We start from the raw sequence: 12,959 nt of genomic DNA, 5'->3' as shown, positions 1-12,959 counted from the left end.
ACTATGTATTAACGTTTCTATGATCCACTACTCATTATACCACAAAGATTACCGGTGAAAAAAAAGAAACTAGGGCGATGCTTCCCTAGCTTCCTTTTTATTCTTCAGGATCTCCGACCAAAAATTCCGGATTAATATCTTCCAGCTCTTCGTCAAGCTCTTCTTCCCACGCTTCATCATCGCTTTCCGTCCAATCGGAATTGACCTCGACGACGACTTTCGTCTCGCCGACTACCTCTGATAAAAATTCCCTTTCCGCCTGAACCACCACTTTGTTTCCATTTGGCGAAATGGTGACTTCGAGGCAGTTCGGCTGCTGAAGCACTTTCGCGATGACTTCGTGCTCATCATCCAAATAGTTTTTGTCGCGGTAGCGGAGCTTGATGACATCAACATAGGAAACGCGTTCAGTCACAACTTCGGTTTTTGTGTTGTCGGCATAGGAATACCATACATTGATGTCATATGTCCCTTCAATTTCAACCGTTTTGCCGATTTTTTCGGCGTCATACTTATGATTGATAATCCAACCGCCTAAAATACTGGTTGGCTTTTGCGAAGGGGAGATGGTGTGGGTGCACTGCGTGAATTTCCGGCCTTTCGCGACCACCGCTTTTGTAATAATTTCCCTGTATTCAGACATTCGGTCATGCCTCCTTGTTTTTCCTCGTATTATCTTATGCTGGGCATTCGTCTAATGTGCGTTCATGGAGAAATCAAAATAAAATTCCCATTTAATGAATCTGTTTAAGTGTATGCAGTTGAATGGATAAACTTGACTTAAATCATAAAAGAAAAAGACAGACCGAAAGCTGAATCTTTTAAATAAGCCGCCGCGGCGGGAATTTAGAGGCCCAGAACTTCCTTTAAAGCAGGCTTTACAGCTGTGATCCTGAAGTGATGTTGATTTGATTGCCAAAAACAAAAAAAACGGCGCCTCGGAAAGGCGCCGCCTGATTATAGTGAACAGCTCGGTGATGAATTTTTCACTTTTGAACCGGTTTCCCCTGTCAGCAGGTTTCCTCCGGTTGATGATATGATCTCATTTGTCACTTGGTTTGATATTGTATGGGCGACGAGCTGAAGAAGATCGTTGACTTCCATTTGAGAGTCTCTGAACTCTTGGATGATCGGAATTCCGTCGAGCTCTTCCTGGAGCGCGTCGATCTTTGCTTCCGTTTGCTTCAGCGCTTCGTGTTTTTCGTAGTGCTTAAAGTTGACGGCCTGCTTTTGCAGGGCTTTGATTTGATTGATGAGCCCCGAAATCTTGGCATTTTCATTAATCTGCGCTTCCGCCTTTTTGAAGAATTCGACTTCTTCGGTTTCGGCAATCATTTTTGCAAGCTCGCGCGCTTTGGCGACAATATCTTTTTTCGTGTACAGCGTCATCCTATTTCACCTCGATTGCTTCTCCTACCATTTCTCCGTCAAGCGACCATGTTTTCGCCTGATGGATTTTCACGTTGACAAGCTGGCCGATCGCTTCCTTTGGCCCTTTGAAGTTGACAAGCTTGTTTTTCCGTGTATAGCCGGCAAGAATTTCAGGGTTGTTTTTACTTTCACCCTCTACTAATACTTCGACAACCTGACCCTCGTATTCCTTCATTTTCTTGGCGGAAATTTCGTTGACAACATCATTCAGACGCTGAAGACGTTCTTTTTTCACCCTCATCGGGACGTTGTCTTTCATTTTCGCCGCAGGTGTTCCTTCACGAGGTGAATAAATGAAGGTATAGGCGCTGTCAAACTCGACTTCTCTGTATAAAGAGAGCGTTTCTTCAAACTGTTCGTCCGTTTCATTCGGGAAGCCGACGATAATATCCGTTGTAAGAGAAGCGTTTGGCATCGCTTTTTTAATTTTAGCGACAAGCTCAAGATAGCGTTCCCGATCGTATTTTCTCGCCATCAGCTTCAATACTTGAGAGCTTCCGGACTGAACAGGCAGATGGATATGGTCCAAAAGGTTACCGCCTTTTGCAAGCACTTCGATCAAGTGATCGTCAAAGTCGCGAGGATGGCTTGTAGTGAAGCGGATTCTCGGGATATCGATTTTGTGAAGTTCATCCATCAAATGGCCGAGCCCGTATTCCATGTCCTCAAAATCTTTGCCATAGGCATTGACGTTCTGTCCGAGGAGCGTGATTTCTTTGTAGCCTTCAGCCGCAAGCCTTCTCACTTCCTGAATGATATCCTCCGGACGCCTGCTTCGCTCTTTTCCCCTTGTGTAAGGGACGATGCAGTATGTGCAGAACTTGTCGCAGCCATACATGATGTTGACCCACGCTTTAATTTTGCCGTGGCGGACTTTCGGAAGGTTTTCAATAACATCTCCTTCTTTAGACCACACTTCAATGACCATTTCTTTTGACAGATAGGCTTCTGACAAGAGCTCCGGAAGGCGGTGGATATTGTGTGTCCCAAAAATCAAATCGACAAACGGATGTTTCTTCAAAATCCGGTTGACGACTGATTCTTCCTGTGACATACAGCCGCAGACGCCGAGAATCAGGTCGGGATTATCCTTTTTTAACGCCTTTAAGTGGCCGATTTCGCCGAACACTTTGTTTTCCGCGTTTTCCCGGATCGCGCATGTGTTGAGCAGGATGACGTTGGCGTCTTCCGTCGAGTCGGTCGGTTCATAGCCGAGCGCCATGAAAATCCCCGCCATGACTTCGGTATCATGTTCATTCATCTGGCAGCCGTATGTGCGGATGTAAAACTTCCGTCCTTCTCCCATGCCTCTGTACTGCTCTGAAATTTTAAAATCGTTATGGTATTTCACGGATTCTTTACCGCGTTTTTTTGCATCTTTTAATGAAGGCGGAACATAAACAGCTTCAAAATACTTGCTGTAATCCTTCTCGGATTTTTTGTCCGATGGATTAACCTGTCCGCTTTCTGTTCGCTGTTTCTCATTCATGTTTTATTCTCCTTTCAAACAAAGCTCCACACTTCAGTATAAAGGTTCTCGGCTGTCAGCACAACCGAGAACCCATTATTGTACACTAAATGAAAATGATTATCAATGGAAATTTACTTTGTTTTAAGGAAGAATATTAAATCAGCCCCGATTTTCGGGCGCCGGTTTCGATGATGTCAAGCGCTTTGTCAAGCTCTTCTTTCGTGTGCTGCGCGGTCATGATCGTTCTGATTCGCGCTTTGCCCTTTGGAACGGTCGGAAAAACGATCGCCTGCGCAAAAACACCCAGCTCAAACAGCGTGTTGGAAAACCGGCACGTTTCGGCTTCATCCCCGATTAAAATCGGTGTGATCGGCGTCTCACTCTTGATCAGCGGGAGACCGATATTTTCGAGGCCTTGTTTGAAATACGCCGTATTATCCCACAGCTTTTTGATCAATGAAGGCTCTTCCATCAGCACATTGACCGCTTCAATACAAGCTGCGGTAACAGCCGGCGGATGAGACGTGCTGAACAAAAACGGACGGCCTTTATGTTTTAAATAGTCGATCAGCACTTTTGAGCCGGCGGCATATCCTCCTAACACACCGATCGCTTTGCTGAGGGTGCCGACTTGAATATGGACTTTTCCGTCGAGGCCGAAATGATGTACCGTGCCGCGTCCGTTTTCACCGAGAACACCGGAAGCATGCGCATCATCGACCATGACAAAGGCATCATACTGTTCGGCAAGCTTTACAATCTCAGGAAGCGGAGCGATGTCTCCGTCCATCGAAAAGACGCCGTCTGTGACGATCAGCCGTGTTCTGTAATTCATCGATTTTTTCAAAATCTTTTCCAAGTCTTCCATATTCGCATGTTCATAGACTTTTTTGCCGGCCTTGGTGAGCCTGATGCCGTCTATGATTGAAGCGTGGTTTAATTCATCTGAAATCACGATGTCGTCTTTTGTGAGAATACTGGAAAGAATGCCCTGATTTGCTGTGAAACCGGACTGAAACACGAGAGCCGCTTCCGTGTTCTTAAATGCTGCAAGCTTTTTCTCAAGCTCGTCATGCATGGTGAACGTTCCGGCGATGGTCCGGACTGAGCCGGTTCCTGCGCCATATTGCTTCACGGCGTCTTCAGCCGCCTTTTGCATCCGCGGATGTGATGTCAATCCTAAATAATTATTGGAAGAAAGCTGTATGATATCTCTTCCTTTCATTCTGACAGTTGACCCTTGAAGCGATTCGATGACCGGCAGCTCTTGAAATGTGCCGTTTTTCTTCATTGCTTCAAGCTCTGAAGCTAAAAAGTGAAACTCTTTCATATCAATCTCTCCTTTCTATGGTTTCAGCACAACTTTGCCGCATTGCCCTTTCCTCATCAGCTCAAAACCTGTTTCATAGTCTTCAAGTGAAAAATGATGGGTAATGACAGGTTTAATCCGGATTGCACCGGCATTCAGCAGCTCGCTTGTCTGCCTCCATGTTTCAAACATCTTACGCCCGGTGATTCCCTGGACTGTCAGGCCCTTAAAGACGATGTCATTTGTCATATCAATGCAGACGGGGTGCTCCGGCAAGCTTAAGATATGAACCTTCCCGCCGTTTGCCGCCATCTTTAGGCTTTGGCGGATGGCTGTCGGATGGCCCGACATCTCACAAACTAAATCAACGCCCTCCCGATTTGTTAAAGCGCTTATATTTTTGAGCGGGTCTTCTTTTTCAATGGAGATGGTTTCGGTTGCGCCCATTTGCACAGCCAAGTCGAGCCTGTACTCGTTTTTATCGATCGCGATCACCTGTGAGGCCCCGGCTGCTTTCGCCACCGCCACAGCCATTAATCCGATCGGACCGCAGCCGACAATCGCCGTCTTATCCCCTGCTGTTATCCCTGAGAGAACGGTATGCACGGCGTTGCCGAGCGGCTCTTGGATCGAAGCGAGGTCCTCGGGCATACCGGACGGATTTTTCCAGATGTTTTCCGCCGGCACCTTCACATACTCGGCGAAACACCCTTCTGTATCCACGCCGAGGATTTGCGTATTTCGGCAGACGTGTTTTTTTCCGGTCAGACAGGGAATGCATTTCCCGCAGACGATATGCGTTTCCGCTGAGACGTACTCCCCCTCCTTGACTGATGTGACATTCTCCCCGACCTGAACGACCTCTCCGGAAAATTCGTGACCAAACACATAGGGCGGTTTTATTCTGTTTTTCGCCCATTCATCCCAATTATAAATATGAACATCGGTTCCGCAAATCGATGCAGCTTTCACTTTGATGAGCACTTCATGTTGATCGATTTGCGGAATCGGAACGAGCTCAAGGACAGCGCCGGGTTCCCCGGGATTCTTGATAAGCGCTTTCATTTTTCCGTTCAAGACGAACAGCCCCCTTTCGAAAAATCGCTTTACACAAGGATTGTAGCACGATTTTCCATCTTGGTAAACACCACCGTCCGTATGATGTGGACATATGAACACACTCTGAAAAAAAGCGGAAATTTTTTTAAAACGGGATGCGGCTGACGAAGTTTTCAAAGAGAAAACGGCGCACTTGACTGGATGAAAACGAGCGTTCCAATGCTTCGATTAGATTGTCATAATCCTTGTGGCATTCCAAATCCGGAATCACTCTGTCGATGCCGTCAAAATCCGAACCAAAGCCGATATGCCGTTCACCGCCGAGAGAACAAATATGGTCAATGTGTGTAAGGATGTCTTTCAGCCGCGGCGTCCCCTCGCGTTTCACAAATTCAGGGACAAATGTCAGACCGATGACACCGTTTTGATCAATGAGTGCTTTGATTTGATCATCCTTTAAATTCCTTGGATGCGGACAAAGGCTGTAGGCATTGGAATGGGAGGCGATCGGATATTTTGCGGCCGCCAGCGCATCCCAAAAGCTGCTTTCCGACAAATGGGAAACGTCTGTCCAGGCCCGGTTTTTGTTGGCGATGCGGATCAATTTGTTTCCCCAGGATGAAAGTCCCGCATTTCTTTTTTCCAAAGCTCCGTCAGCGAAGGCGTTCGCCCAGTTCCATGTCAGACCGAAGCTTCTGACGCCGAGCCGGAAAAAAACATCAAACAGCCTTAAATTTTTGGATATCGGCTCACAGCCTTCCATCGTTAAGATAACGCCTGTTTCATCCGCTTTCAGCGAGTGGATGTCTGCTTTGCTTCTGATTAGTTTGATCCGTTCATATTTGGCGATTTTTTCGTAAAACAGCTGTATTTGAACAAGCGCCATTTCCAGGCGCATCGCGGCCGGAACAGAAGCCGGCAGAAAAATCGCCAGGCATTGCACTTTCGTCTTCCCGTTTAAAAGCGCTTTGACCGGTGTTTGCAGTGTTGGATCGTTGTATTCATTAAGCTTCGGATTTTTCCAGAGCTTGAATAGCAGATCGGAATGGGCATCAAAAATGTTCATATTTCATCCGCTCCCAGCTCTACATTTTGGCCAAACCAAAAACAACCCGCTTGCCTTAAGCAAGCAGGTTGAAGCATTGATTCGACTTATCTTTCTATCAGCGGGGTTCAACAATTAATTTAATCGCTGTTCGCTCTTCACCGTCAATTTGAATGTCCGTAAACGCCGGAATGCAAATCAGATCCACTCCGCTTGGCGCTACAAATCCCCTGGCAATCGCCACCGCTTTCACAGCCTGGTTCAATGCACCGGCTCCGATTGCTTGAATTTCCGCAGCTCCTCGTTCTCTCAAGACTCCCGCGAGCGCACCTGCGACCGAGTTTGGATTTGATTTTGCTGAAACTTTTAATATTTCCATTCCTGCTCCCCCTTAAGTTTCAATGGATAAGTGAGTGTTCATTAGAACAATCATTATTAGATGTTGCTATTTTCAAAGCCATCCCCTTTTAATTGCTTTTCAAAAATAGCAGGGTACCTTCCATTTTTACTATATTCACTAAAAGACCGGGATATTCCTGCTTTCCTTTTAATATTTTTCTAAAATGATTTTATTCAAAAAACATGTGGTCGTCATTGATTAAGATCCGTTCAATTTTAACGGCTTTTTTGCTTTGATCATCGATGTCTATGACAACTCCGCTTAAGGTTGTGCGGCCTTCGGCAATCTCAAACCTGACGGGCAGGCTTGTTTTAAAGCGTTTGATAATCGTCTCCCGGTCAACGCCGAGAATCCCGTCATACGGACCGGTCATCCCGACATCGGTGATGTAGGCCGTGCCTTTGGGGAGCACGCGGTTGTCCGCCGTCTGCACATGTGTATGGGTTCCGACAACGGCTGACACCCGGCCGTCCGTATACCAGCCGATCGCTTGTTTTTCACTTGTTGCTTCAGCGTGAAAATCGATAAAGATAAACGGCGTTCTTTTTGAAGCTTCATCAATCAGTTCGTCCGCTTTGCGGAACGGACAGTCAATCGGCGGAAGAAATGTCCGGCCCTGCAGATTGATCACAGCAAGCTCTTTGTTGCCGTTTGTTTTGATGTATGTGATCCCTTTCCCCGGGGTGCCTTCGGGAAAGTTGGCCGGTCTGATGATCTGCGGTGCTTCATCAATAAAATCAAATATTTCCCTTTTATCCCATGTGTGGTTTCCCATGGTGAGGACATCGGCTCCCGCTTGAATGAGCTGATGGTATATTTTTTCGGTAATGCCTTTCCCGTGTGCGGCGTTTTCTCCATTAACGATAACGGCGTGGGGTTTATATTTCAGCTTCAGTTTCGGCAAATAATTTTTGATCATCTCTCTGCCCGGCGAACCGACGACATCTCCAATAAATAAAATTCTCATCATTTGACCCTTTCTTTTTTTAAATAGGTTTTTCTAATAGTGTTACACAAGGTTACAAAAAAATAAAGTGGCGCTTATGCACCACTTTATTCAGCGTGTTGACAAACCCTCGCATTCGTTGTCAGGCCTGCGCTTCAGTGCTCACGAATCCAACATTCGCTCCGCTCCAATGCTCGGCCTTCCTAGACTGCAAAGGTTTTCAATCACGCTGAAAGGATGACAAAATCCTAAAACATTAAACCGTTTTAGGATTTCGTCAAAAATCTGAAATAAAGTGGCGCTTATGCACCACTTTATTTTGCGTACTCAACGGCTCTCGTTTCCCTAATCACAGTTACTTTAATATGTCCAGGGTAGTCAAGCTCGTCCTCAATTCGTTTTCGAATATCCCGCGCCAAACGATGGGCTTCAAGATCGTTGATCGAGTCTGGTTTGACCATGATCCGAACTTCCCGTCCGGCCTGTATCGCAAATGATTTTTCGACACCTTCGTACGACTCAGAAATCTCTTCCAGCTTTTCAAGCCTGCGAATATAATTTTCGAGGGTTTCGCTTCTTGCACCAGGTCTTGCGGCTGACAATGCATCAGCTGCGGCCACGAGCACTGCGATGATGGAAGTCGGTTCCTGATCACCGTGGTGTGATGCGATGCTGTTGATGACGACTGGATGCTCCTTATACTTGGTGGCAAGCTCTACGCCGATTTCGACATGGCTTCCTTCCACCTCATGGTCAATCGCTTTCCCGATATCGTGAAGAAGTCCTGCTCTTTTGGCAAGTGTGACGTCTTCACCGAGTTCTGCAGCCATAAGACCGGTCAGAAACGCTACTTCCATTGAATGCTTCAGCACGTTCTGTCCATAGCTTGTTCTGAACTTCAGACGGCCGAGAATTTTGATAAGATCGGGATGAAGACCGTGGACTCCCACTTCAAATGTCGTCTGTTCACCCATTTCGCGAATATAATCATCCACTTCACGGCGGGATTTCTCAACCATTTCTTCGATTCTGGCAGGATGAATGCGGCCATCCTGAACGAGTTTATCAAGAGCGATCCTGGCTGTCTCACGCCTGATCGGATCAAATCCTGAAAGGATAACGGCTTCCGGCGTATCGTCAATGATAAGATCGATTCCCGTCAATGTTTCCAATGTACGGATATTTCGTCCCTCACGTCCGATAATACGGCCTTTCATCTCATCATTTGGAAGGTTGACAACTGATACCGTTGTCTCGGCCACATGATCAGCGGCACAGCGCTGTAAAGCCAATGAAAGAATATTTTTCGCTTTTTTATCCGCCTCTTCTTTCGCACGATTTTCCGATTCTTTCGTCATGATCGCGATGTCATGGGAAAGCTCATTTTCAACTCGCTCCAGAATGATTTGCTTCGCTTCATCACGAGTCAGACTTGAAATACGCTCCAATTCCGACTGCTGCATACGAATCATTTCATCCACTTTGCTTTCCATCTCTTCAATATGTTGTTGTCGTTCATTCAGAGAATGATCTTTCTTCTCCAACATCGCTTCCCGTTTATCTAATGATTCGTCTTTTCGGTCAAGGTTCTCTTCCTTTTGAAGTAAACGGTTTTCTTGTTTTTGAAGCTCATTTCGTCTTTCACGAACTTCTTGTTCAGCTTCTATCCGAAGCGTGTGAATCTCGTCCTTTGCTTCAAGAAGGGCTTCTTTTTTCAACGCTTCAGCATCCCGCTTTGCGTCTCCAAGAATTTGTTCGGCTGCATTACGCGCACCTGAAATTTTTGCTTCGGCAATGATTTTACGAACATAGTAGCCAACAACTAAACAGAATAGGCTCAGCAAAATGGAGATGAGAATGGTTAAAGGACTCATACTTTCACCTCCTCTTGCTATGAACTTGTTTCTTGCTAAAAGTAAGTGTCGGCATGTACATTGTACTTTCTTCTCAACATACAGAACCTTCACAGGGAATGAAGAAGCTTCACTGCCCTTGTCAAGTTTAAATGTTTATCAATCATGTTAAGAAAAACAAGTGATACAATTTCATTGTAATTGTGTGGGAAATACTTGTCAAGCTTACGGTCTTAACGTTTGGAAAGATATTCGCCTTTTTCAAATTCCCCCGGGAAAAATGAAGGGGGGTTCGCCGGGGAGATCAAAAGCAAAAGGCTGCCTGACACGGGGCCAGCAGCCTTTTCACATATGGTTGATGATTAAAATTCGAGCTCTTCCTGAACTTCTTCATCTTTAGGAGCCGAGGCGCCGGTATCCAATCCGTAGTGCTCCCTGATCTGCTCTTGGATCGTCAGAAGCACGTCCTTGTTTTCTTTCAGGAACTGCTTGGCGTTTTCACGGCCCTGTCCAAGGCGTTCATCCTCATAAGAGTACCATGCTCCACTTTTCTGCACGATATCAAGCTCTGTGCCGAGGTCAATGATTTCCCCTTCTTTTGAAATCCCTTCACCGTACATAATGTCCACTTCAGCTGTCCGGAATGGAGGCGCCACTTTGTTTTTGACGACTTTAATTTTCGTCTTGTTCCCCATGACGTCATTCCCCTGTTTCAGCTGTTCGGCGCGGCGAACTTCAAGGCGTACGGAAGAATAGAATTTCAGCGCTCTTCCGCCCGGAGTCGTCTCCGGATTGCCGAACATCACACCGACTTTTTCACGGATCTGGTTAATGAAGATCGCGATGGTCTTCGATTTATTGATCGCGCCGGAAAGCTTCCGAAGCGCTTGGGACATCAGCCTCGCCTGTAAGCCGACATGGGAGTCTCCCATATCTCCTTCGATTTCCGCTTTCGGGACAAGAGCTGCGACAGAGTCAATGACAACGATGTCCACTGCTCCGCTTCTGACAAGGGCTTCGGCGATTTCCAGCGCCTGCTCCCCTGTGTCAGGCTGTGACAGCAGGAGCTCGTCAATGTTGACGCCGAGCTTTTGAGCGTAAACCGGGTCAAGCGCGTGTTCCGCATCTATGAACGCCGCCTGTCCGCCCTGCTGCTGGACTTCGGCAATCGCATGAAGCGCCACCGTCGTTTTACCGGAACTTTCCGGGCCGTATACTTCAATAATCCGTCCGCGCGGATATCCGCCCACTCCAAGAGCCGCATCGAGCGCTAAAGAGCCGCTCGGAACAGTTGAAATTCTTGTTTCGGTTTGTTCACCGAGCTTCATAATCGAACCTTTACCAAACTGTTTTTCTATTTGTTTAAGCGCCATGTCTAAGGCTGCCTGACGATCACTCATTCTATTTTTTCCTCCTTTATCGCTTCCGCTATATCTACTATACCTTGTTTCCGTGGATTTGCCAAGAAAAAAGCGAACGCATATTCGATTTTTTTAGAAATGAAAAATGCTTTTCCGAAAAGCGGAATGTTCTTTTTTAAAAGGAAGATCTTCCGAAAAAACTGTTGTCGGTTATTTTTCCAGCATTTTCAGCAAAAGGTGGCAGCCGTATTTGGCGGACCGTTTCCGGACGCCGGACCGGGAACCGGCGAACATGAATTCAAAGGCCTCTTCTGTTTTGCCTTTTTGAGAGATGCCGATATATACTTTTCCGGCCGGGTGGCCTTCCTGGGTGTTAGGTCCGGCCACTCCCGTAAAGCTGATGCCGATATCGCTTCCGGTTTTCGCTCTGATGCCTTTTGCAAGCTCTTTTGCGCACTGCGCGCTGACAGCGCCAAAGCGGTTCAGCGTATCTTCGGAGACGCCGGCGGCTGAAACCTTCAATTCGTTCGTATAGCAGACAGCACCGCCTTTGAAATATTCACTGGCACCGCTTATTTCCGTCAGCCAGCTGGAAAAGAGCCCTCCAGTAAAGCTTTCCGCAGCCGCCAGAGTCACCCCTTTTCGGGTGCAGGCCTTCGCAAGCTCTTCCACGAGCGATGTATCATCATACCCGTAAAAGAATTCGCCGACGCGCTCTAAAATGCGGTCTTCCGTTTCTTTCAGCAGACGGCTTGTTTCATCCGGATCGGCATGCTTTGCCGTCAGCCGGAGGGTGACTTCCCCGTCTGCCGCCAAAGGGGCGATCGTCGGATTTGTCTGCGCATCGATGAGATCTTCCAAATCCGTTTCAAGCTGGGATTCACCGATTCCAAAGAACCGCAGCACCCTTGAAACGATTTTTTCTTTTGAGCCGAGCTTTTCCAAAATCAGCGGCTTCGCTTCATGTTCAAACATCGGTTCAAGCTCTTTCGGCGGACCGGGAAGAAGCATGTAAAAACGGGACTCATGCTCCAAAAGCATCCCCGGCGCCATGCCGAACCGGTTCGGCAGGACGTCCGATCCCTTCAAAATCAGCGCCTGTTTGCGATTATTCGGCGACATCGTCCGGTTCGTTTTTTTAAAGTAATCCTCAATCGATTGAAAGGCCTTCTCATCAAGCCCAAGGGGACGCCCGACAACCTCTGCGATCGTTTCTTTTGTCAAATCGTCTTTCGTCGGTCCAAGCCCGCCTGAGAAAATAATAAAATCAGATCTTTCCTGTGCGGTTTGAATGACTTGCTTGAGACGCTCGGGGTTGTCACCGACCGCTGTGTGATAAAAGACATTAATGCCGATTTCGGCCAGCTGTTTGCTGATAAACTGCGCGTTCGTATTGGCGATTTGTCCGAGCAGAAGCTCAGATCCGACAGCGATGATTTCCGCTTTTCTTTCCAATTTCATGTTCTCCACTTCCCCATGTTTAGTCTGATGTTTTTAAAGCATCCCAGTTTTTGGCGAAATAATCCCAGCCTGATACGACGGTGAAAAAGACAGCGACCCATAGCGCAAGGGAGCCGAACGGGAATGATACGAGCTCGAATGGAAGATTGTGAAGCAAGAGAGCCGAAATGGCAATGATCTGCGCCCACGTTTTCACTTTTCCAAGCATGTTTGCCGCCACGACTTCTCCCGTTCCCGCAAGCACGAGGCGGAGTCCCGTCACGGCAAATTCGCGGCTGATGATGATGATCGCCATCCATGCCGGTGCGAGATGATACTGAACCAAAATAATCAATGCCGATGAAACGAGGAGCTTGTCCGCAAGCGGATCAAGAAACTTCCCAAAATTCGTCACAAGGTTCAGCTTTCTCGCGTAATAGCCGTCAACCCAATCGGTAACAGAGGCGAAGATGAACAAAAGGGCGCCGACCAAATGGGCGACCGGAATCGATTCGCTTCCAAACGAGATGGATCCCCATGGAAACGGGACAAGCATGATGATCATGAAAATGGGAATTAATGCGATTCTTGAAAGCGTGATTTTATTCGGTAAGTTAAACATAAAGGTTCCTCCATATGTATCG

12 protein-coding genes are annotated in these 12,959 nt (G+C 47.1%); all 12 read right to left on the bottom strand.

Features of this window, described 5'->3' with window-relative positions; translation table 11 throughout:
• Positions 1–97 precede the first annotated feature (97 nt).
• Complete coding sequence (gene cotE / locus M654_RS11485; protein WP_026587044.1) at positions 98–643, bottom strand: outer spore coat protein CotE; 546 nt, start codon at positions 641–643, stop codon at positions 98–100.
• Between the two features lie 314 nt (positions 644–957).
• Complete coding sequence (locus tag M654_RS11480) at positions 958–1,389, bottom strand: regulatory iron-sulfur-containing complex subunit RicA (RefSeq protein ID WP_026587043.1); 432 nt, start codon at positions 1,387–1,389, stop codon at positions 958–960.
• Position 1,390: 1 nt separating this feature from the next.
• Positions 1,391–2,920 (bottom strand): tRNA (N6-isopentenyl adenosine(37)-C2)-methylthiotransferase MiaB, encoded by a 1,530-nt coding sequence (gene miaB / locus M654_RS11475; protein ID WP_026587042.1) that lies wholly within the window; start codon positions 2,918–2,920, stop codon positions 1,391–1,393.
• A gap of 136 nt (positions 2,921–3,056) precedes the next feature.
• A complete protein-coding gene (locus M654_RS11470) occupies positions 3,057–4,232 on the bottom strand; it encodes a glycine C-acetyltransferase (protein ID WP_026587041.1) in 1,176 nt (391 codons plus the stop codon).
• Positions 4,233–4,247: 15 nt separating this feature from the next.
• The gene (gene tdh / locus M654_RS11465) at positions 4,248–5,276 is read right to left on the bottom strand and encodes an L-threonine 3-dehydrogenase (protein WP_152520990.1); all 1,029 of its coding nucleotides are present in this window, start codon (positions 5,274–5,276) and stop codon (positions 4,248–4,250) included.
• Between the two features lie 139 nt (positions 5,277–5,415).
• Positions 5,416–6,336, bottom strand: a complete 921-nt coding sequence (locus M654_RS11460) for a dipeptidase (protein ID WP_026587039.1) — start codon at positions 6,334–6,336, stop codon at positions 5,416–5,418.
• Positions 6,337–6,433: 97 nt separating this feature from the next.
• Positions 6,434–6,694 (bottom strand): stage V sporulation protein SpoVS, encoded by a 261-nt coding sequence (spoVS, locus tag M654_RS11455; RefSeq protein ID WP_003181955.1) that lies wholly within the window; start codon positions 6,692–6,694, stop codon positions 6,434–6,436.
• Between the two features lie 190 nt (positions 6,695–6,884).
• Complete coding sequence (locus M654_RS11450; protein WP_026587038.1) at positions 6,885–7,682, bottom strand: TIGR00282 family metallophosphoesterase; 798 nt, start codon at positions 7,680–7,682, stop codon at positions 6,885–6,887.
• 293 nt (positions 7,683–7,975) lie between these two features.
• A complete protein-coding gene (gene rny / locus M654_RS11445; RefSeq protein WP_026587037.1) occupies positions 7,976–9,535 on the bottom strand; it encodes a ribonuclease Y in 1,560 nt (519 codons plus the stop codon).
• 341 nt (positions 9,536–9,876) lie between these two features.
• Positions 9,877–10,914 (bottom strand): recombinase RecA, encoded by a 1,038-nt coding sequence (gene recA, locus M654_RS11440; protein WP_026587036.1) that lies wholly within the window; start codon positions 10,912–10,914, stop codon positions 9,877–9,879.
• A 171-nt stretch (positions 10,915–11,085) separates the two neighbouring features.
• A complete protein-coding gene (locus M654_RS11435) occupies positions 11,086–12,336 on the bottom strand; it encodes a competence/damage-inducible protein A (protein ID WP_026587035.1) in 1,251 nt (416 codons plus the stop codon).
• Between the two features lie 19 nt (positions 12,337–12,355).
• Complete coding sequence (pgsA, locus tag M654_RS11430; protein ID WP_026587034.1) at positions 12,356–12,937, bottom strand: CDP-diacylglycerol--glycerol-3-phosphate 3-phosphatidyltransferase; 582 nt, start codon at positions 12,935–12,937, stop codon at positions 12,356–12,358.
• Positions 12,938–12,959 lie beyond the last annotated feature (22 nt).

This window comes from Bacillus sp. NSP9.1, assembly GCF_000465465.2.
In the GTDB taxonomy this organism is placed as follows: domain Bacteria; phylum Bacillota; class Bacilli; order Bacillales; family Bacillaceae; genus Bacillus; species Bacillus sonorensis_A.
The sequence above is the reverse complement of the archived record's forward strand: the minus strand, read 5'-3'. Positions and strand labels throughout refer to the sequence as shown.

Excerpts from the sequence above, each read along its gene's own strand:
- cotE (WP_026587044.1), bottom strand. The coding sequence starts at position 643 with ATGTCTGAATACAGGGAAATTATTACAAAAGCGGTGGTCGCGAAAGGC.
- M654_RS11480 (WP_026587043.1), bottom strand. The coding sequence starts at position 1,389 with ATGACGCTGTACACGAAAAAAGATATTGTCGCCAAAGCGCGCGAGCTT.
- miaB (WP_026587042.1), bottom strand. The coding sequence starts at position 2,920 with ATGAATGAGAAACAGCGAACAGAAAGCGGACAGGTTAATCCATCGGAC.
- M654_RS11470 (WP_026587041.1), bottom strand. The coding sequence starts at position 4,232 with ATGAAAGAGTTTCACTTTTTAGCTTCAGAGCTTGAAGCAATGAAGAAA.
- tdh (WP_152520990.1), bottom strand. The coding sequence starts at position 5,276 with ATGAAAGCGCTTATCAAGAATCCCGGGGAACCCGGCGCTGTCCTTGAG.
- M654_RS11460 (WP_026587039.1), bottom strand. The coding sequence starts at position 6,336 with ATGAACATTTTTGATGCCCATTCCGATCTGCTATTCAAGCTCTGGAAA.
- spoVS (WP_003181955.1), bottom strand. The coding sequence starts at position 6,694 with ATGGAAATATTAAAAGTTTCAGCAAAATCAAATCCAAACTCGGTCGCA.
- M654_RS11450 (WP_026587038.1), bottom strand. The coding sequence starts at position 7,682 with ATGAGAATTTTATTTATTGGAGATGTCGTCGGTTCGCCGGGCAGAGAG.
- rny (WP_026587037.1), bottom strand. The coding sequence starts at position 9,535 with ATGAGTCCTTTAACCATTCTCATCTCCATTTTGCTGAGCCTATTCTGT.
- recA (WP_026587036.1), bottom strand. The coding sequence starts at position 10,914 with ATGAGTGATCGTCAGGCAGCCTTAGACATGGCGCTTAAACAAATAGAA.
- M654_RS11435 (WP_026587035.1), bottom strand. The coding sequence starts at position 12,336 with ATGAAATTGGAAAGAAAAGCGGAAATCATCGCTGTCGGATCTGAGCTT.
- pgsA (WP_026587034.1), bottom strand. The coding sequence starts at position 12,937 with ATGTTTAACTTACCGAATAAAATCACGCTTTCAAGAATCGCATTAATT.